The sequence below is a fragment of the Rhodococcus sp. KRD162 genome (assembly GCF_017168335.1).
In the GTDB taxonomy this organism is placed as follows: Bacteria; Actinomycetota; Actinomycetes; order Mycobacteriales; family Mycobacteriaceae; genus Rhodococcoides.
In genome coordinates this window covers 543,911-563,061 of sequence record NZ_JABFAU010000003.1, presented here as the reverse complement: position 1 = coordinate 563,061, position 19,151 = coordinate 543,911, and the positions used below count along the sequence as shown (strand labels likewise).

23 protein-coding genes are annotated in these 19,151 nt (G+C 63.7%); 17 read left to right on the top strand and 6 right to left on the bottom strand.

Features of this window, described 5'->3' with window-relative positions:
• The first annotated feature begins 215 nt into the window (after positions 1-215).
• The 8 genes from J1M87_RS05140 to J1M87_RS05105 all read left to right on the top strand — a co-directional run bounded on the left by J1M87_RS05140 (position 216) and on the right by J1M87_RS05105 (position 5,848).
• Entirely contained in the window at positions 216-356 is a 141-nt protein-coding gene (locus J1M87_RS05140; protein WP_206488386.1) for a hypothetical protein, read from the top strand.
• A complete protein-coding gene (locus J1M87_RS05135) occupies positions 353-1,489 on the top strand; it encodes an AAA family ATPase (RefSeq protein WP_206488385.1) in 1,137 nt (378 codons plus the stop codon). Before J1M87_RS05140 ends, J1M87_RS05135 begins: the two co-directional genes overlap by 4 nt.
• A gap of 233 nt (positions 1,490-1,722) precedes the next feature.
• Positions 1,723-2,016: a hypothetical protein gene (locus tag J1M87_RS05130; RefSeq protein WP_206488384.1), complete on the top strand. Its 294-nt coding sequence runs from the start codon at positions 1,723-1,725 to the stop codon at positions 2,014-2,016.
• Positions 2,017-2,061: 45 nt separating this feature from the next.
• Positions 2,062-2,289, top strand: coding sequence for a hypothetical protein (locus J1M87_RS05125; RefSeq protein ID WP_206488383.1), 228 nt, complete (start codon positions 2,062-2,064; stop codon positions 2,287-2,289).
• On the top strand, positions 2,286-2,759 hold the full coding sequence (locus tag J1M87_RS05120) for a hypothetical protein (RefSeq protein WP_206488382.1): 474 nt from the start codon (positions 2,286-2,288) through the stop codon (positions 2,757-2,759). Before J1M87_RS05125 ends, J1M87_RS05120 begins: the two co-directional genes overlap by 4 nt.
• Before the next feature lie 244 nt (positions 2,760-3,003).
• Positions 3,004-3,894, top strand: a complete 891-nt coding sequence (locus J1M87_RS05115; protein ID WP_206488381.1) for a phage major capsid protein — start codon at positions 3,004-3,006, stop codon at positions 3,892-3,894.
• A 2-nt stretch (positions 3,895-3,896) separates the two neighbouring features.
• Positions 3,897-4,370 (top strand): hypothetical protein, encoded by a 474-nt coding sequence (locus J1M87_RS05110; RefSeq protein ID WP_241256323.1) that lies wholly within the window; start codon positions 3,897-3,899, stop codon positions 4,368-4,370.
• Entirely contained in the window at positions 4,367-5,848 is a 1,482-nt protein-coding gene (locus J1M87_RS05105) for a terminase large subunit domain-containing protein (protein WP_206488380.1), read from the top strand. The genes J1M87_RS05110 and J1M87_RS05105 overlap by 4 nt, the downstream gene beginning before the upstream one ends.
• A gap of 7 nt (positions 5,849-5,855) precedes the next feature.
• On the opposite strand, the gene J1M87_RS05100 is transcribed toward J1M87_RS05105, so the two are convergent.
• Both J1M87_RS05100 and J1M87_RS05095 read right to left on the bottom strand, forming a co-directional pair.
• Positions 5,856-6,224 carry an ImmA/IrrE family metallo-endopeptidase gene (locus J1M87_RS05100; protein WP_206488379.1) on the bottom strand — a complete coding sequence of 123 codons (369 nt, stop codon included), beginning with the start codon at positions 6,222-6,224 and terminating at the stop codon, positions 5,856-5,858.
• Positions 6,224-7,432: a site-specific integrase gene (locus J1M87_RS05095; protein ID WP_206488377.1), complete on the bottom strand. Its 1,209-nt coding sequence runs from the start codon at positions 7,430-7,432 to the stop codon at positions 6,224-6,226. The genes J1M87_RS05100 and J1M87_RS05095 overlap by 1 nt, the downstream gene beginning before the upstream one ends.
• A 301-nt stretch (positions 7,433-7,733) precedes the next feature.
• Here J1M87_RS05095 and J1M87_RS05090 point away from each other — a divergent pair, with 301 nt between their 5' ends.
• The 4 genes from J1M87_RS05090 to J1M87_RS05075 are packed head-to-tail and all read left to right on the top strand — an operon-like array spanning position 7,734 to position 9,690.
• Complete coding sequence (locus J1M87_RS05090) at positions 7,734-7,997, top strand: hypothetical protein (RefSeq protein ID WP_206488816.1); 264 nt, start codon at positions 7,734-7,736, stop codon at positions 7,995-7,997.
• On the top strand, positions 7,990-8,697 hold the full coding sequence (locus J1M87_RS05085) for an alpha/beta family hydrolase (protein WP_206488375.1): 708 nt from the start codon (positions 7,990-7,992) through the stop codon (positions 8,695-8,697). The genes J1M87_RS05090 and J1M87_RS05085 overlap by 8 nt, the downstream gene beginning before the upstream one ends.
• 16 nt (positions 8,698-8,713) lie before the next feature.
• The gene (locus J1M87_RS05080; protein ID WP_206488374.1) at positions 8,714-9,166 is read left to right on the top strand and encodes a hypothetical protein; all 453 of its coding nucleotides are present in this window, start codon (positions 8,714-8,716) and stop codon (positions 9,164-9,166) included.
• Positions 9,163-9,690, top strand: coding sequence for a GNAT family N-acetyltransferase (locus J1M87_RS05075; protein WP_206488372.1), 528 nt, complete (start codon positions 9,163-9,165; stop codon positions 9,688-9,690). The genes J1M87_RS05080 and J1M87_RS05075 overlap by 4 nt, the downstream gene beginning before the upstream one ends.
• Before the next feature lie 7 nt (positions 9,691-9,697).
• On the opposite strand, the gene zapE is transcribed toward J1M87_RS05075, so the two are convergent.
• Complete coding sequence (gene zapE, locus J1M87_RS05070; RefSeq protein WP_206488370.1) at positions 9,698-10,711, bottom strand: cell division protein ZapE; 1,014 nt, start codon at positions 10,709-10,711, stop codon at positions 9,698-9,700.
• Positions 10,712-10,745: 34 nt separating this feature from the next.
• On the opposite strand from zapE, the gene J1M87_RS05065 reads away from it, so the two are divergent.
• From J1M87_RS05065 to J1M87_RS05045, 5 genes are all read left to right on the top strand, one after another.
• Entirely contained in the window at positions 10,746-11,534 is a 789-nt protein-coding gene (locus J1M87_RS05065) for a pyrimidine reductase family protein (protein WP_206488367.1), read from the top strand.
• 81 nt (positions 11,535-11,615) lie between these two features.
• On the top strand, positions 11,616-13,178 hold the full coding sequence (locus J1M87_RS05060; protein ID WP_206488365.1) for an alpha/beta fold hydrolase: 1,563 nt from the start codon (positions 11,616-11,618) through the stop codon (positions 13,176-13,178).
• Between the two features lie 94 nt (positions 13,179-13,272).
• Positions 13,273-14,511, top strand: a complete 1,239-nt coding sequence (locus tag J1M87_RS05055) for a glycosyltransferase family 87 protein (RefSeq protein WP_206488364.1) — start codon at positions 13,273-13,275, stop codon at positions 14,509-14,511.
• Positions 14,512-14,538: 27 nt separating this feature from the next.
• Positions 14,539-14,967, top strand: coding sequence for a peptide-methionine (R)-S-oxide reductase MsrB (msrB, locus tag J1M87_RS05050; protein WP_206488362.1), 429 nt, complete (start codon positions 14,539-14,541; stop codon positions 14,965-14,967).
• A 28-nt stretch (positions 14,968-14,995) separates the two neighbouring features.
• Positions 14,996-15,454: a MaoC family dehydratase gene (locus J1M87_RS05045; RefSeq protein WP_206488360.1), complete on the top strand. Its 459-nt coding sequence runs from the start codon at positions 14,996-14,998 to the stop codon at positions 15,452-15,454.
• Here the strand turns inward: J1M87_RS05045 and J1M87_RS05040 are convergent.
• Genes J1M87_RS05040 through hemQ form a run of 3 tightly spaced genes read right to left on the bottom strand, consistent with a single transcriptional unit; the run spans position 15,432 to position 19,149 of the window.
• A complete protein-coding gene (locus tag J1M87_RS05040; RefSeq protein ID WP_206488778.1) occupies positions 15,432-17,726 on the bottom strand; it encodes a molybdopterin-dependent oxidoreductase in 2,295 nt (764 codons plus the stop codon). The two genes, J1M87_RS05045 and J1M87_RS05040, sit on opposite strands and share 23 nt — an antisense overlap.
• A gap of 26 nt (positions 17,727-17,752) precedes the next feature.
• A complete protein-coding gene (locus J1M87_RS05035; protein WP_374222350.1) occupies positions 17,753-18,457 on the bottom strand; it encodes an HAD family hydrolase in 705 nt (234 codons plus the stop codon).
• Positions 18,454-19,149 carry a hydrogen peroxide-dependent heme synthase gene (gene hemQ, locus J1M87_RS05030; protein WP_206488358.1) on the bottom strand — a complete coding sequence of 232 codons (696 nt, stop codon included), beginning with the start codon at positions 19,147-19,149 and terminating at the stop codon, positions 18,454-18,456. Before hemQ ends, J1M87_RS05035 begins: the two co-directional genes overlap by 4 nt.
• Between the last annotated feature and the right edge of the window lie 2 nt (positions 19,150-19,151).

Genomic DNA, 19,151 nt, shown 5'->3' with positions numbered 1-19,151 from the left:
CAGTCGCCGCCAAGCCACCGAATCCGAACATGAGTCTAAGGCACTCAAGCCCGGACACGTCGCATTGCGCGAGCAGTACGCACGACGACGCTACGCAGCATGGCGACTACCCCCGCTCGAATGCGGCCGACGCGACCCCGCCCACAACAGGGCCGGTGACGGACGTGCCTGACATCGAAGCACTACTCGCAGACCTCAACCGACGGTTCCGATCAGTGACATACGTTGCAACACAACGTGATCGAGCCGACATCGAACTCATCAAAGCTGCCTCACTCCACCGCATCGCCGAAGCACTCGACACCATCGACGCCCGGCAACGACGCACCGAGGGCAGCGAAGGCAGGTGGCTATGAGCGTTGCAATCCCAGGCGCACCAACATTCGACGACGATTGGCAACCACCCGACGAACCCCCACCCCTCGACGACACGACCACGATCCCCCGCGTCCCACTCAAAGACCGACTGCTCTCCGTATCGGACCTCAAACAACTCGGCGACGTCGAACCCCTCATCTCAGGCGTGCTGTACCGCGACACCCTCGCCCAACTCGCCGGCGCACCAGGAACCTACAAATCATTCGCCACCTGCGGAATGGCCTGCGCACTCGCAGTCGGCATGAGCAACTGGGAAGGCCACCGCATCCCCAAACGCGCCAAAGTCGTCTACGTAGCAGCCGAAGGCGCAACCGGCCTACGAGCCCGCTTCATCGCATGGTGCGAACTATCCGGCGTCGACCCCACCGAACTCGACGGATGGCTGTACATCCTCCCCTGCCCCATCCAACTCGGAAGCATCGTCGACATCTCAGACGCAATCGACCTCGTACGAGATGTCGACGCAGACCTCCTCATCCTCGACACCCGCGCCCGATGCACAGTCGGCCTCGAAGAGAACTCAGCAACCGAACAAGGCAGAGCCATCCACGCCGCCGAAACTATCCAGGCCGCCGCCAACTGCACAGTCCTCGGAGTCCACCACAGCGCACGAACCGGTACAGCAGGACGCGGCAGCAACTCATGGGACGGGGCCGTCTGGTCCGACCTACGCCTCGAAGGCTCCGAACTCATCGCCAAGCTCCACGTCGAAAAACACAAAGACGTACCCGCAGGCATGGACTACCACTACCGACTCATCGAACACACCGTGAGCAGCACAAATATGCCTGACGCCACCGAATCACAACGCCACACACTCGTCTTCATCGCCAACGACAGTAATTCCGGAAACGGAGTCCGGAATAACGCCCTCGCAGTCGAGAAAAACGCCGCCCGACTCATGGACATACTCCGGACCAAAATGACCTCAGACGGCCTCTCATCCACAACGATCCGCACCCTCGCAGAAGAAGACGGCATGAAAAAATCCTCCTTCTACGAAGCCCTCAAACTGCTGGTCGAACACGGCTCCCTCCGAAACACAGGCACCGAACGACGCGCCCACTACATCAGGACAGCCGCACTCTGGACCGAAGGGGAAGAGAGCTGATGTCCACTAATTCCGGACTAATTCCGGACTATTTCCGAACCCCCACCGTAAGTCCGTCCGCACTCTCATCTCTAGAGAGTGCGGACGTACGGAATAACCAACCCCAACACACACCGGGGTTGGGGTGGGTCAAACCCCCGCGTGCACTAGGTCATGGTTGGGTCATGTCTGCTCAATAGCGGCTCTGACCTGCACGGGATACTGGTCGACAACCACTGACACAGGAGAATCTGATGACTGAACCTCACCCTGACGCCCTGACTGATGAGGCGTTGACCAGTGCGATGAGCCTGGCGTCGTTGGCGGCTGATGGCCGGTATGCCGACGTGAATGCGCTGATCGTGGCGTTGGACCCGAGTGAGTATGGGCGGCTGATCTTTGCGTTCGCTTCGCTCGCGGCTTCTTTCGCGGACATGTATCACCGCGCGGTTGGCGTTCCTGAATCTGAGACTGGGGCCGCGCTGCAACGTACGCGTATTGCGTACCTCCAAGACGTCGGCGGGCACTCTGACCCGTCTGACACCTAAAGATCGCTCACAGTGGCTCTCACAGGGCCGGAAAGTAGGACTGACATGACATCTTCACATCCCGTTCCGGGTAATCACGTTCCGTCGGCGCGAGAGGGGGCGGACCTGTTGGAGTTGGCGCGCGGTAATTTGGCGCGCCGGTTGCATGGGTTGCAGCGGCGGACGCGGACGTTCACCCCGCGGCAGTTGCATCACATGGATTCGTTGCTCGACGAGTTCGCCCGTAAGTCGAAGCAGTTGCTGACTCTCGAGGATTCCGAGGGTCGGTCATGAGTGCCCCGGTTCCTGGCACTCCCCCGCGTTCCGGTGAGACGGTGGCGTCGTTGCCGGGGTGGGCGCAGAAGTTGATCGGTGATTTGCGGTCTGAGTCGGCGGGTCATCGTCAGTCGGCCGCGGATTTGAAGGCGGAGCGTGATGCGTTGCGGACGGAGGCGAACGAGCGTGCGGCTAGTGCGGCGTTGGCGGGGTTGTCGGATGTGTTGACGGACCCGTCTGACCTGACTCGGTTCGTCGATTCGGCATCGTTGCTCGGTGATGACGGGAAGCCTGATCCGGGTAAGTATCTGGAGGCGGCGCAGACGTTGGTGTCGGAGCGGCCGCATCTGGGTCCGCGGGTGGCGTCGGCGGGTGGCGCTCCGCTTGGTGGAGTGGGTCCGTATCAGCCGGCGCGGTCGGATGGTGTGGAGGCCGATGTGGCGTCGGGTCGGTCGGCGTTCGTGGATTTGTTCCAGTCGTCTGAGTGATGGTGTTCGGCGGGATGCCCTCGGCTGTGTCAGCCGGGGGCATCTCGTGTTTGGGTGTATCGTCACTGTGACGGAACCGGCCTGGCGCTGAGTCTGTTGCTTGGTTTTACCGGGGTCTGGCACCTCATCTGATCCGCTTGAGCTTGATGCTCGCGGGTCGTGAATCCCTTTGGCGCAGTGCGCCTTTCCCGTGCCGGGCTCTGACTACTTCTCTGCCCGGCGACCCTCATTTCAGGAGTTCATCATGGCAGGTTCAACTACTACCGGCGCATCAGTTCTCAGTCCCGAGGACGTGCGCAACATCGTCACGGTGCCGTTGCAGAAGGCATCTGTGATTCTCAATTCGGGCGTGAAGATCATCGACAGTCACGGTCCTGTTCGTATCCCGACGTACACCGGTCACACGAGTCCGGTGTGGCATGGCGAGAACGAGCTGATCACGGAGACGGAGCCGACGTTCGGTGAGGTTCTGCTGTTGGACCCTCGCATCAAATCGGTGAAGAGCTTGCACCGGTTCTCGAACGAGTTGGCGCGGCAGTCGATCGTGGAGACCGTGACGGCCATTCAGGACCGGATGGTGGCCGACACTGCAGGGAAACTGGACGACACGTTTATCGCGGGCAATGGTGCGGTGGTCGGCGGCTTCCGTACGCAGCCGCTCGGCATTCTGTCGATGACCGGGGTGCAGTCGATGGCCGCGGTGGGTGTCCCGTCGATCGACACTCTCCACGACGCAGAGGGCCTGGCGTTGGGTGCCGAGGTCGATCCCACGAAGCTCGCATGGATCATGCATTCGCGTGATTTCGTGAAGATCCGCAAACTCAAAGACACGGGTGGCCGCTACCTGGTGCAGCCGGACGTGACGGAGGCCGGCGCGTACCGGTTGCTGGGGCATCCCGTGATCGTGACGAACCGCGTTCCGGCGAACACCGGCACCGGTAACAACGAGTCTGCGATCGTCCTGTTCGATCCGTCGAAGATCACCGTGGTTCGTGACCTGAATCCGACTGTGACGCTGTTGCGGGAGACGTTCGGTGACTACGACCAGCAGGCGTTGCGTGTGGTTGCTCGGTACGACCAGGCCCCGGTGAACCCGGAGGCCATCGTCGTCATGCGCGGCGTGAAGATCGCCTGATCGTGGCTGGCGCACCGGTTCGGCGCGCCCGCAAGGAAGCGCAGGAGGCCGGGACTTTCACTCCGGCCCCTGTGTCTTCCTGGCAGCGGCCGCCGTTCGAGAAGAACAACGAGATGGCAGTGACGCACGGTGCTCATTCGGAGCGGCGTATTGCCCCGTTGGCGGCTCGGTGGGTGGAGGTCGCGAAGGCTCAGTGCCCGTACTTGTCGGACCCGTCGTTCGAGCCTGCCCTGTTGGCGTGGGCTCGGTTCGAGGCGAAGGTCGATCTGTTGCACACCTGGATCGACGAGCACGGAATGTTCGACGAGACCGGGGCGATAGTGCCGGCCGCGAAGGTGTTGCCGTCGTTCGAGGGTAGGGCGTCGTCTTTGCGGGCGACGTTGGGAATGGACCCGGTGAGTCGGGCGAAGTTGCAGCGCGATTCGGCAGCGACTCAGGTGGACCTGGCGACGCTCATGGCTGAGGTGGACTCATGACATCTGCAATCGCCAAGACTTTAATTCGTAACGCCCGCAACGATATTGACGTGTTCGCCCGGAAGATCGTCGGGCGTCCACTGTGGCCGCATCAGTTGGAGGTGGCGAACTGCCCGGCCCGTATCCGAACGGTGGTGTCGGGTCGGCAGGCGGGCAAGTCGTCGACACTGGCGATGCTCGCGTTGCATCAGGCGTTCAGCGTGCCGGGTTCCAAGACTCTGATTCTGTCGGCGGGCGAAGAGGCCGCGAAGGTGTTGCTGGCGTCGATCGTCGACCTTCTCGATACCGAGCTGTTGCGTGGTGCGACGGTCGAAGAGAACAAGAGCCGCATCGTCTTGACCACCGGTTCGGAGATTGTCTGTGTGCCGGCGTCGACTCGTCAGGTTCGCGGTCGGTCGATCGATTTGCTCATCATCGACGAGGCGAACTTCATGGCGGAAGAATTGTGGACCGCGGCGCAGTTCACTGTCGTCGCGCGGCCCGGTTCGCGGATCGTGATGGCGTCGTCGCCGTGGACGCAGGATCACTTCTTCGCGAGGACGTGGCGTCAGGGCAAGCTGGAACCTGGTGAGATGTACGCGTCGTTCCACTGGCCGTCGACCATTTCGCCTCTGGTGGATGCTGCTCTGTTGGAGACGTTCAAGGCGTCGATGACTTCACGCGACTACGCCCGTGAGGTGCTGGCGGAGTATGTGGACGACACGGGTGCCTACTTCTCAGCGGCCGAACTTGATGGCGCTGTTGCCGGGTACGAGCTGACCCCGCCCGAGAAGGCTTTCGGTCAGCTTGCCGTGGCAGGTGTCGACTGGGGATTCCACGACTCGAACGCACTGGTTCTGCTCGGTGTGCTCGACGACCAGGAGTTGAACCGCGGAAAGCATGGCGACGAGATCGTCTACTTCATTCCGTGGTTGGAGGCACACGCGAGGATGCCTTACTCGACGTTCATCGACAGGATCGCGGCAGTAGCGCGAGGCTATGACCTGTATCGAATCGTTAGCGAGACGAACGGTGTTGGGGCCATGCCAACTTCCGTATTGCAGGAGACCATCTATCGACAATTAGGCCCGTACAGGCGGTCGACAATGGTGACCCCCGTCGTCACCGACAACCGCCGCAAGTCGTCGGGCTACGGGTCGGTGAAGCTGCTGCTACAACAGGGCAGGCTGGTACTCCCCCGGCACCCCGAGCTGTTGAAGCAGTTGCACGCCTTGCAGTACGAGCAGACGCCGAGCGGCGCACTGCGCATCGAAGTCCCCGAGGTGGCCGGTCACGATGACTTGGCGGACGCTCTGATGCAGGTGATGTCGACGGTGCAGGGCAACGTGGCAGCGTGGCGGCCGGATGATCCACGGCCGGCGAAGTCAGATGTGTTGACAACTGGCAACGGCACGAAGATTTTGGAGCGGCCTCGGTGCTGGGATTTGCCGTTGGCGATCGCGCGGGGTCGGGGCCGGGACCACAGCGACGGCTGGTGATATTCGGTCAGACGAATTTCAGGACGCGTTCGGTTACATCGAGCGCCTTCGCGATGTCAGCCGTAGGCACCATCGCGGCCCGGAGCTCGGTCAGCAACTCCGTGTCGATCAACCGGTTCGCCGCGATGGTGTCGACGATCCGTTCTTCCTCCCGCGTGTGCACCGAGTCCCTGGCCTCCAGCACGATGCCCCGCTCAAGGTGAACGATTTCGTGAGCGAGCGCGCATCGCCGTTCGACGCGGTCGAGTGTGCTCGACAGCCATATTCGGTCACCCTGGACCAGTCCGCGGACGCCCTGTTCCAGCTCATAGGCGGTACACAGGATGACGTGCGGGTACGTCTCCCCAAGATGCTTCCAGGGGTTGTACCGGCCCATCAGCTTGCAGTAGTCGACGTGACAACCAGCTGGGATAGTGCAGCTGCGATCGCGGCGTCACGATCCGCAGCCGCGTGTTGGTACCTCATCGCCGCCTGGGGCGTCGAATGTCCGAGACGGGCCATCAACTCAGCCAACGTCGCACCGGTCTGTGCAGCGAGCACAGCGCCTGTGTGGCGAAGATCGTGGAACCGCAGATCAGGACGGCCCGCCTTCTCCCGTGCCGGGTAGAACGCGCGATACAGCGACGACGGCACCAGGTGCTCGGTCGAATCATTCAGAGCGGAGAACAGGAGGGCGTCAGCGCCTGTGTCGGTGTGGGTTGCAAGGTGGTCACGGACCATCGGCACCAGGTGCGGGGGGATCGCCACGTCACGCTTACCTGACTCCGACTTCGGTGTTCCCACGACCTTCTTCCCGTCCGCGCGGGTCATGCCACGACGGATACGAATGACGCCGGTGTGCACAGCCGCGCCGGTCTTGATGTCAGTGGCTTCACGTAGCGTGATGTCCTTGCGGCGCAACTCCGCCAACTCTCCGAACCGCATCGCGCACCAGGCAGCGAGCAACACCATCAGGCGAAGACGATCGGGCATAGCGGCAGCCACTGTCTCAAGCTCCCCCAACGACGCCGGTTGAATCTTCACGGCACGTTTCGCCGAGCCCGCACCCTCGATGCGGCACGGATTCTTCTCCAACACGTCCATCGTCACCGCGGTCTCGCAGATAGTGCGGACCAGGGAATAGGCGTGCGCGCGAGCAGTGGGGCGTCCTATGAGCGTCTTGCCGTGCCAACGCAGGATCGCGGCCGGACTCAGTTCGTCCATCGCAATCTTCCCCAGGACCGGGACGATGTGGTCATCGAGCAACTGCTGGTAGTGCTGGCGGGTCGTCGGCTTCAGCTTGTCGCGCGACTCCATCCACGACTCTGCGTATTCACCGAATGTCAGGACGGTTGCCTTCTGCCTTTCAGGTGCTTTCCACGTCTCCGTGGCTAGTTGGCCCTGCTGGACCGTCAACCAGGTGCGAGCGGCCTTCTCAGCTTCACGACGCGACCGATCGGCGTTGCCCTTGGTGCCGGATCGGTCGACCTTGAACGTCTGCGAGTACCGCTTCCCGTTATTGGCGCGGAACCGTGCCCGAACGCTCCCTGATGCCAGCAGATCGATCGTTCCGAAGTCCCGATCGCGTGTGCGGTTCTCTGCCATGACTGCCTTTCGTGACCCATACATGACCCAACAGGAGTGTTTTTCTGTCGTTATGTGTCACCGTAGGTCATGCGTCAGTGTTTGGCAATTACACTGCTGAACAGGGGCAACGGGTGGTCGCGGCCAGTACCGTGGGTCACGGTGCACAGTGGTTCAATCCCAGTATCGCGCACCACAGTCAGTCAAAAAAGACCCCCTTTCGAGGGGGTCTTTTTTGTGCTTCACGAATCAGTTGTGGTGATTCACGCCATAGAAGTGCACAGTGGAGATGACGCACACACTTCGATGGAAGGACACGCACGTGTCGGACGATGCCCAGAGTGATCCCACGGTCGACGACGCCACCCTCGAGGATGCGAAGAAGTCCGTAGAGGGACTCGACGATCGCTATCGCCCCGGCTCGCGGCCCACTGTGTCGCTACCGGGAACCAACGGAACCGTCGCCGGGACCGCGTTCGCCGACATGGTCGGCGACGACGGTGAACTCGTCGATGGTGAATCGGACAGCACCGATACCAAAACCGCTGACACCGACGAGAAGGTAACGTCCCACAACGATGCCTGAACTCGACGGTTCCGATGCCCCCGCCCAGATCGATCTCGGCGGGGGCGTCGCTTTTCTGCACACACCGTCGATCCCGTCACGGGGTGGGCTCGCGCTGACCCACGGTGCCGGCGGCAACTGCGAGTCGGTGCTGCTCCAGCGCATCGCGGCGGTATGGGCCGGCGCGGGATTCACGGTGTTGCGGTTCGATCTACCGTTTCGAGTGCGTAAGCCCAAGGGGCCGCCCCACCCGTCGCACTCCGCCGAGGACCGACTGGGAATTGCCGCTGCCGTCGACCGTCTCCGCGCCGAGACGTCTGGCTTCATCGCGTTCGGTGGTCATTCCTACGGTGGCAGGCAGGGCTCGATGATGGCGGCCGAACACCCCGGCTGCGTCGACGGGCTCGTCTTGACGTCGTATCCCTTGCACCCGCCGGGCAAGCCGGAAAATGCTCGTATTCAACATCTTCCGGAACTTCGAATCCCGACGGTGGTGCTGCACGGTACGAAGGATCCGTTCGGCACCACCTCGGAACTGCGCTCGGCCCTAGCACTGGTCCCGGCTCCCACGTTGCTCGTGGACTTCGAGGGTGCCGGCCACGATCTCGCCGCTGCCAAGTACGACGCGGCAGCGCGAACACTCACCGCTGCCGTCGAATTGTTCGGTACGGAGCAGTCCGATACGTCAGCGGCCGGTCCAGTCTTCTGCCCGTCCCGCTGAAGTGGTCTACTAAAGCATGCCCACCTGGGGATGGTTCATCGTTGCGCTGGTCCTCATCGACGCTGCGGTGTTGGCGGCCTGGCTGCTGATCCGCAAGAAGCCCGACAGATCATCGGCGTCCTCACGCACGATCGCGGCGGACGGTCTCGACGATGCCGCCCGAGCAGACATCTACCAGCTGTTGGCGGCGAACAAGAAGATGCAGGCCATCAAGGTTTTTCGCGATCGAACAGGTGCCGGATCGGCCGATGCCGAGATCGCCGTCGAATCGATCGAACGCGGAGCACCATTGCCGTCCTCGTCGACCGTCATCGGTTCCTCTCGAGCGGTACCAGTGCCATGGGACGATCTCCTCCCCCGGCTGAAAGCGCTCAAATCGGAAGGCAGGACCATCACTGCGATCGAACTGCTGCGGGACCGCACCGGCCTGTCCGTGCGTGATGCGAAGAACGCGGTGGATCTGCTGTGAGCGTGCGAGTGGCGGAGGTCGCCGATGCCGACCGCATCGCGGAGGTGGCCGCGCAGACCTTTCCGCTCGCCTGCCCTCCGGGGACTCGCCCGCAGGACATCGAGCACTTCATCGCGAATGTCCTGTCGACCAGATGCTTCGAGAGCTACATCGCCGACGCGGCCAGGACCGTTCTGGTCGACGACTCGACCGATTCGGAGGTGGTGGGGTACGCGATGCTCGTGTCGGGGGCTCCTGCGGATCCGGAGATTCGCGCAGCCCTCTCGCACCACCCGACGCTGGAAATCAGCAAACTCTACGTCTCACCTTCCGAGCACGGCAGCGGTTCTGCGGCCCGGCTGATGACGTTCGCACTGAGCTACGCCCGCGAATCCGGTTGCGCCGGAGCGTGGCTCGGGGTCAATCAGCGCAACGTGCGGGCGCAGAAGTTCTACGCCAAGCATGGATTCGAGGTCGTCGGCACCAAGACGTTCGTGGTCGGAGTGCAGACCCACGACGACTACGTCATGCAGGCGCGGCTGTGACGCGGATTCAGCCGACTGCAGCGAATCGGGACAGGGCCAGCAATCGCGACGTGGCGCGAAGGTACTTCTTGCGGTAGCCGCCCGCCAGCATCTCCTCGGTGAATATCTCGTCGAGCTTTCCGCCCGAGGCGGTCACCGGGATACCCGCGTCGTAGAGCCGGTCTGCGAGGACCACCAGTCTCAGTGCGATGGCCTGGTCCGATGCCGGGTGGACGTTCTTCAAGAACACAGCCGGAACACCGTCGAGCAGTTTGCCGTAGCGCGAGGGGTGCAGGGTGCTCAGATGCGCCAGCAGTTCGTCGAAATCGTCCAATGTTGCGCCGTCGACGGTCTCGGCGCGTTCGATCAGCTCCGACTCGGGAGTGGGATCGGGGGCCGGGGGCAGATCGCGGTGGCGGTAGTCGGGGCCGTCGACGCGAATGGACTCGAAGATCGATCCGAGCTTCTTGATCTCGCGCAGGAAGTCCTCGGCGGCGAAGCGTCCCTCGCCGAGCTGGCCGGGCAGAGTGTTCGACGTCGCGACGATGGACACTCCGCGCTGCGACAGCTCCGAGAGCAGCCGCGAGACGAGCATCGTGTCGCCGGGATCGTCGAGCTCGAACTCGTCGATACACAGCACACTGTGGTTCGAGAGTTCTTCGAGCGCTTTGTTGAAGCCCAGGGCTCCGACGACGTGAGTGAGTTCGACGAAGGTGCCGAACGCCTTGGGCTCGGGAACGCTGTGGTAGATCGAGGCCAACAAGTGTGTCTTGCCCACGCCGAAGCCGCCGTCGAGGTACAGGCCGGCACCGGTGGCCTGGGTCTTCTTGCCGAACAGCCCGCGTTTGCCCTTGCCGCGGATCTTCTCGACCTTGTTCGCGAACGCCTCCGCCTTCGCAACCGCCTCGGCCTGCGTCGGCTCGTTGGGATCGGGAATGTACGAGGAGAAACTGACGTCGTCGAACATCGCCGGTGGGACCATCTGCGCGATCAGCTGATCGGAGGGAACCACGGGATTACGGTCGACAAGGCGTGCGGGCATTTGTCGAGCGTAGCGACGTGGTCTGATCTCTCTCATGCAGCTTCTCGATATTGGGACCTACTTCACATCCGAGCAGGCACGCGATACTGCACCGGCACTCGGCTCGGAACTAACCGACGACGCCGTTCGAGCCCTGTATGCCTACCCGACAGTTGTGGACCGCCCGTGGATCCGAACGAACTTCGTTGCCAGCATCGACGGATCGGTCACCGCCGACGGAGCCTCCGCAGGCCTGGGCACCCCCGCGGACGCACGCGTGTTCGGCGTTCTACGAGAGCTCTGTGACGCGGTCCTCGTCGGTGCCGGGACCGCTCGCGCCGAGAACTACGGCGGCGTTTCACTGTCCGAGGAGACAATCGCACGCCGGGTGGCGAACGGACTGGCACCGGTCCCCACGATGGTCGTGGTCACGGCCTCCGGTTCGATCGATCCGGATTCTCGATTGCTCACCGACACCGCGGTCGAGCCCGTCGTGGTGACGTCCTCGACCGCGGACCGATCGACGGTCACTGCGCTCCGGTCGGCGGGAGCAACTGTGATCGAGGTGTCCGGTCGATCGGTATGCACCCGCGACATCCTCGGCACGCTGACCGAGCTCGGCTTTCTCCGCATACTGTGCGAGGGCGGGCCTGGCCTGTTCGGTCAGCTCGTGGCCGACGGCGCGGCAGACGAGGTGTGTCTGACCGTCTCGCCCATGCTCGTTGCCGGGTCGGCCGGCCGCATCGCGCAGTTCACCGACGCAACCGAGACGCCGATGACGCGCGCGCACGTGATCGGCGACTCCGACGGCACACTGCTCACGCGCTGGGTACGACCATCGTGACGGCGCGTCGTGCGCTACCGGATTGCCCCCGTTCGCGACGGGCGCGCGCGGTGCCGAACCGAAAGTAGATAGCCTCGCACCGTGACGCAGAAACGTTCGCTGCTCGCCGCCGTCCTCGTCCTCGCCACGATGTGCGCGGCCTGCGGGGCAGGGCCGTCGATCCGTCCCGATGTCGCGGTGGAGCAGCAATCGCCCGGTCAGCCTGCAGAATCGTCTGCGGACGCGCCACCTGCACCGGCCGCGCTCGCCGTCCCGACGACAGACCTGGCCTGGGGCGACTGCACTGCTCCCACGCTCGGAATTTTCGGGCTCACAGCCAGCACCCCCGGTCTGATACTCGAGTGCGCAGAATACGAGGCCGACGTCGATGTCAGCGGGCAGATGTTCGGTACCTTCGCTGTCGGTGCTCTGCGCGCACGCCTCGATCGAACTCCCACCGATGCCGGCCCGCTGGTGTTCACCTCCGGCTCGGATCGATCCTCGATCGGCACGCTGGCCACCATGGCCGCAGGCCCGCTGTCGACACTTCTCGAAGCTCACCCGATCGTCGCGGTGGATCGGCGAGGCATCGGCCGATCCACTGCGGTCGACTGCATCGACCCCCCTGCCGGAGCGGCCGTCGATGCGCTGGGGCAGTTCACCAGATCCAATGCCGACGCAGTCGATCGTGCCGTCGACGCGGGCCGCGATGCCACCATCGAATGCACCGATACGCTGCAGCCGCAGGAACTCGCCTTCGGAACCACCTACGCCGCGGACGATCTCGACCGGCTCCGCCAGCTCTGGGGCGTGGACCGAATCGGGTTGATCGGCTCGGGCAACGGCGCGCTGACCGCATTGGCCTACGCGGCGAAGTACCCGAATCACATCTCGCGTGTGGTCCTCGATTCCCCGACCGGAGTCGGCACGGATCAGATCACGCTCGCCGAGCAGCGAACCCAGGGCAAGGAAGCTGCCTTCGCAGCCTTCGCGCAACGCTGCGTCGCGCTGAACTGCGCACTGGGCAGCGATCCGACAGGTGCCGTGGCGCAGCTGATCCGACGCGCCGCCGGCGGCGAGTTCGCGCCGCTGTCCACCCACGAAATCCTCGATGGCATCACCTTCGCGCTTGCATCGACAGCAGGCGACGCCTCGTCTCGGGCCACCGAGCTGTCCCAGACATTGTCCGAGGCCGCCCGGTCCGACACCGCAGCATTGTCCACCCTCGCCCAACGCGCTCGAAACGCGTACCGCACCGACGGTCAATTCGTATCTCGCTGCACGGACGGCCAGCAGTGGCCATCGCCGCAGGGGGTGCGTGACCTCTCGGCCCAGTGGACGGACCGGTATCCGATCTACGGCACCGACGCCGCCCTGACGGCATTGCTGTGCTCGTCCTGGCCGACGGCACCGTCCACCCCACTACCCAGCTCGCTGGACGTTCCGGTGCTGGTGCTGTCCAACGCAGGCGACCCCATCGTCGGCAACGGCGGACTGTCCTCGGTCACCGGATTGGTCGGAGCCACCGGGACTGCGGTGGCGTCGGCTGCGTGGCAGGGCAGCGGGCATCCCAGTCTCGGCGGATCCCAGTGTCTGCAGACCATCGCGGTCGACTACGCGCGGGACGCTGCGCTTCCTACGAACGGCACGGTCTGCCCCGCCTGAGTCGAGTACCGTCCGCGGCTCGGCACAGCCGACGAGGGCTGGGTTCGAGGGTGTCCTTCTCTGCTGCGACGACCGCCTCGGGTACCGTTCCCGGGTGTCACTTAGCTTTCTGGAGCCGCGATCAGGGCGGACGACCGCCGAGGTAATCAAGTACGCCCTGTGGCCGATCGCCATCATGACGGTGATCCAACGCGTGGTGATCAAGGCGGTCAACGGTGACATCACCAACGATTTCAACCCGGTGTACAACGCCGCTCTGGCCTTTCTCAACCGCCAGCCCGTGTACACGGCGAACTTCGACTCCGTCGATCCGCACTACCTCTATCAACCGAGCGCGACGATGCTGCTCTCGCCGATCGCCGTCATCGATCCCGAGCGCTCCCGCTGGCTGTTCATCCTCGCCAGCACCATCGCCATCCTCGTCGCGCTGTACATTCTGCTGCGGATCTTCGGATTCCGACTCGATTCGGTCGCCGCTCCCGCGCTGCTGCTTGCGGCGTTCGTCAGCGAAACCGTCACCAACACCCTGGTGTTCACCAATTTCAACGGTTTCGTTCTGCTGGGCGAAGTGGCGTTCATCGGATTTCTGCTTCAGCGCAAAGACCTGTCGGCAGGCGTCGCCATGGGACTGACTCTCGCGGTGAAGCCGATGCTCGCGCCGCTGCTTCTGCTGCCGCTGATGACCCGTCAGTGGAAGGTGTTCATCACCTCGATCGCGATTCCTGTGGTGCTCATGGTGATTGCCTGGCCCCTGTCGGTCGACCCGATGAACTTCGTCGATCGCACGCTGCCCTATCTGCTGCAGACCCGTGACTACTTCAACAGCGCCGTGGTCGGCAACGGCCGCTACTACGGCGTCCCCGAGTTCCTCACCCTGGGAATCCGCGCGGTACTCGGTCTGATGGTTCTGGTGTCGTTGTGGCTGCTCTACCGGTACTGCCGCGAGGATCGACTGTTCTTCTTCTCGACCGCCTCGGGCCTGATCCTCACGGCACACTGGCTACTGGGATCCCTGGGCCAGATGTACTACTCGATGATGCTGTTCCCTCTGCTCATGACCGTGGTGTTGAAGAACTCCGTGCTCCGTAACTGGCCCGCGTGGCTCGCGATCTACGGGTTCATGAACTACGACCGCTGGCTGTCCGGTCGCTGGATCGAGACCGGCCGCGCGCTGGACTATCTGCGTACGACGTTCGGCTGGGCACTGCTGATCGTCGTCATCTTCGGAGTGCTCGTCGGACGCTATTTCGCTGCCCGAAGCGAGGGACGATTGAGCGAGGGAATCGAACCCAGCTACCTGCTGCCGGGCACGCCACCAGCGAAAACGGCATAGTCCGACAAATCGTATTAGCGTGTGAGCATGAGTTCAGCAACCGACAACAATTCCGCTCCGGCCGTCCAGCTCACCGACGCCCAGTGGCGCGAGAAGCTGACCCCCGAAGAATATGCAGTGCTCCGCCAGGCGGGCACCGAGCGGCCCGGCGTCGGCGAATACACCGACACCACCACCGAAGGCATCTACGAGTGCCGCGCCTGCGGTGCCGAACTGTTCCGCAGCACCGAGAAATTCGAATCCCACTGCGGCTGGCCGTCCTTCTTCGATCCGGCCGACAGTGACGCCGTCATCCTGAAGGAAGACACCACGCTCGGAATGCGCCGCGTCGAGGTCATCTGCCGTAGCTGCCACAGCCACCTCGGCCACGTGTTCGAGGGTGAGGGCTACCCCACGCCGACCGACCAGCGCTACTGCATCAACTCGATCTCGTTGACGCTCAAGCCTGCATCCTGATCGGTGGCGTGTGCTCCATACTGTGAGCATGCGCACTTTCACATCAGCAGAGCAGATCAAGGCAGCCGTCGGCGAAGACCTCGGCACCAGCGACTGGCTACAGATCACCCAGGAGCGGGTCAACACCTTCGCCGACGCCACCGGTGATCACCAGTGGATCCACGTCGATGTCGAGCGGGCCGAGAAGGAAAGCCCGTTCGGCGCGCCGATCGCACACGGATTTCTGAGCCTGTCACTGGTGTCGATGCTCAACTGGCAGATCTACACCATCGAGAACACCAAGCTCGGAATCAACTACGGCTCCAACAAGGTACGTTTCATCAACCCGGTGAAGGTCGGAGCGCACGTGCGCCTGCAGAGCACCCTGACCTCGGTCGAGGATGCCTCCGGTGGAGCCTTGCAGATCGTGACGACCGGAACTCTCGAAATCGAGGGCGAGGACAAGCCTGCGCTCGTTGCCGAGATCATCTCTCGCGTGGTGTTCTGACCTTCGTCGACACCGGTGGATCGAACGCCGTGATCGGCGGCAGCGGCTCGTCGTAGCGTTCGATCTCCACCAACACATGCTGGCCCGTGCACCCCCGCGACAACGAGGACGCTCCCGTGTCGGCGGTCAGGACGTTCACGCTGCCATGCACACACATCGAACCGGGATCGGCCGGATCGAGCGGGTCGTACCATGCTCCTGTGGACAGCTGCACCACCGATTCCAGCATTGCGTCGTCGACGATCACGCCGGCCAAGCACGAACCGCGGTCGTTGAACACCCGCACGACGTCCCCGTCCGAGACTCCCCTCGCCGCGGCCGCGGACGGGTGCATGCGTAACGGCTCGCGGCCCTGGATCTTCGAGTTCCGGCTCACCGCGCCGTGGTCGAGCTGACTGTGCAGCCTGGTTCGGGGTTGATTGGCGATCAGATGCAACGGAAACTGCTCGGCGCGTGGCCCGCCGAGCCATTCCTGCGGCTCGAACCACATCGGGTGCCCGCGGCAGTCCTCGTAGTCGAACCCCGCCACGGTCGCCGAATGGATCTCGATCTTCCCGCTCGGCGTACGCAGCGCGTTGCCCGTCGGGTCCGCTCGGAAATCCTGTAAGAACGTCAGATCGTCCTCGGTCTGCATCCGAAACGAACCCGCACGCCGGAAGTCGTCGAACTCCGGGGTCTCGACGCCGGCGACGCGCAAATATCCGCGCCACTGCTGGTACAGATGCTCGAGCCACTGCTGCGAGCTACGCCCCTCGGTGAACTGCTCCCCCACACCCAGTTTCGTCGCCAGCTCGGCGAACGTGTCGTAGTCGTCGCGGGAATCGGCGAACCGCGCGGCGGCCGGGGCCATCGCGACGAGCAAGGGATCGTTGCGGGTGCAGCTCAGATCCGATCGCTCCAACGACGTGGTCGAGGGAACGACGATGTCGGCGTGCTTGGCCATCGGCGTCCAGTACGGGTCGTGCACCACGACGGTATCGGGCTTACCGAGAGCGCGACGTAGCCGTCCCAGATCCTGGTGGTGGTGAAAGGGATTTCCGCCGGCCCAGTAGACGATTCGGATGTCCGGATACGTCAATCGTTTACCGTCGTAGTCGAATTCACCGCCAGGATCGAGAAGCATGTCCGAGACCGCGGCAACCGGAATCAGATCCGGCACGGGATTGATCCCTTGCGGGAGAGTCGGCAACGGATACGGAACCGGGGCCAGCCCTGGCTCGTTCATCGAACCGTAGCCATGTCCGAACCCTGCACCAGGAACACCGATGCCGCCCAACATCGCCGCCAGCGTGATGCCCATCCATGGGGCCTGCTCGCCGTGCTCGGTCCGCTGCAACGACCAGGTGACGGTCACCATCGTGCGCTTCGAGGCCATCTCCTGTGCCAGATCCGCGATCACGGCGGCCTCGATGCCGCAGATCGCCGACGCCCACTGCGGGGTCTTGGGCGTGCCGTCCGTGATACCGAGGAGGTAGCGCTCGAACTCGGGGTATCCCTGGCAGTACTTCTCCAGAAAGGCTGTGTCGTGCAGCTTCTCGTCGACGAGAACGAAAGCCAGAGCCAGCATCATCGCGACATCGGTGCCGGGACGCGGTGCGATCCAGCGGGAGTCACCGGTCAGGTCGCTTCGGAGCGGGCTCACGGTGACGATCTGCCCACCGCGGGCGCGCATCGCGTCGAGCGACCCGAGCGTCGGATGATCCGACGTACCACCATGATTGATACCGGTGTTCTTCACCGGGACTCCGCCGAACGCCACCAACAGCTCGGTGTGCTCGGCGATCACGTTCCATGATGTGGAGCGCGAGAACATCTTCCAATGCGCTCCGAGAACATGCGGCATGATGACCCCGGTCGCACCGAGGGAGTAGCTGTGCACCGATCGGGTGTAACCGCCGATGCAGTTGAGGAATCGGTGCACCTGACTCTGCGCGTGATGGAAGCGTCCGGCACTCGCCCACCCGTACGACCCGCCGTAGATGGCACTGTTGCCGTATTCACCGACGACTCTGCGCAATTCACCCGACAGCAGATCGGTCAGCTCGTCCCACGAGACCTCGACGAACTCGTCGCTGCCACGCTTGTCGGTCGGCCCTGGCCCATGCTCGAGCCAACCTCTGCGCACCGCCGGTGCGGTGATCCGCGACCGGTGAGTCACCGAGCCGACGAGGTTACCCAGCACCGGGGAGGGATTGCGGTCGGACATCTCGGGGTGGACCGCGGTCACATCGCGTCCGTCCGACTCGGCTCGGAACATGCCCCAGTGGCCCATGTGCTGGACGCCTGCCACTGCGGTCGTCACCGAATCCCGAACGCGCTCAACGCTGCCAACAATGCATCGGGACGCTTCGCCGTCGGCACCGGATCCACGAGCGCGAAGCTGCAGCCGATCTCACGCGCCGCGCCGTCGGCCTCGGCACTGTCGCCCACCATCAGGGTCACGGACGGATCGACGCCAAGGGCCGCGACGGCGTGCCGAAAGATCTCGGGATTCGGTTTGACCTGACCGACTTCGAACGAGAGCACGAACTCGTCCACGTACTCGTGCAAGTTGCGATCGGTGAATGCCGGACGGATGTCGAACGCGATATTGCTCAGTATCCCGACGCGAATCGACTCCGCGGCAAGCAACTTCAGCACCGCTTCGGTATCGGGGTAGGGCGTCCAGCAATCGGCATCGATCACTCGCCCGTAGACCGATTCGGCCTGCGCCGGATCGGTGACGCCGGACTGCTCAAGCACGTGCAGGTAGGCCCGTCGATGCAGCGCAGGATCGAGATCGCGATGTCGCCAGGCGTGCCGGGTCTGCTCGTCGAACTCGACGGTCTCGCCCACCGGAGCAGTCATTCTGCGCATCAGCTCCGCTGCTGCGGCACCGTCGACGGGTGTTCCGTCGGCACCGCAGATTCCGTCGAACCACGACGGATGCTCCTCGAGTCGAAACAAGGTGCCGGAGAAATCGAACAGAACCGCCTCGATGTCTCGCGCGCCGGTCGCCGTCACGGCAATGATTCGACGAGCGCGTCCACCTCGACCCGAGGGCCGGTGAAGAACGGGGTTTCCTCGCGCACGTGTCGTCTGGCCTCGGTGGCCCGCAGGTCACGCATCAGGTCCACGATGCGGTCCAGTTCGGGGGCCTCGAACGCCAGGATCCACTCGTAGTCGCCCAGAGCGAAAGCAGGCACGGTGTTCGCGCGGACGTCCTTGTAGTCGCGCGCGGCCTTGCCGTGATCGGCGAGCATCGTCCGACGCTCGTCGTCGGGCAGCAGGTACCAATCGATCGAGCGGACGAAGGGGTACACGCAGATGTACGCTCCCGGATCCTCACCGGCGATGAAGGCCGGGACATGGCTCTTGTTGAACTCGGCCGGGCGGTGCAGCGCGGTGTTGCTCCAGACCGGAGTGCTCGCCTTGCCCAGCGCGGTGGTGCGACGGAAATCGGAGTACGTCGCCTGGAGGTCCTCGATACGTTCGGCGTGGGTCCACACCATGAAGTCCGCGTCGGCGCGCATTCCGGCGATGTCGTAGACCCCGCGCACCGCCACACCCTTGTCTTCACGACCTTCGAAGAACATCTTCGCTTCCTTGGCGGCCGCGGCCCGATCCTCGCCCAGAGCACCGGGCGTGACCTTGTAGACCGAGAACATCAGGTAGCGAAGAGTCGAGTTGAGCGCTGAGTAATCGAGGCGTGCCATGG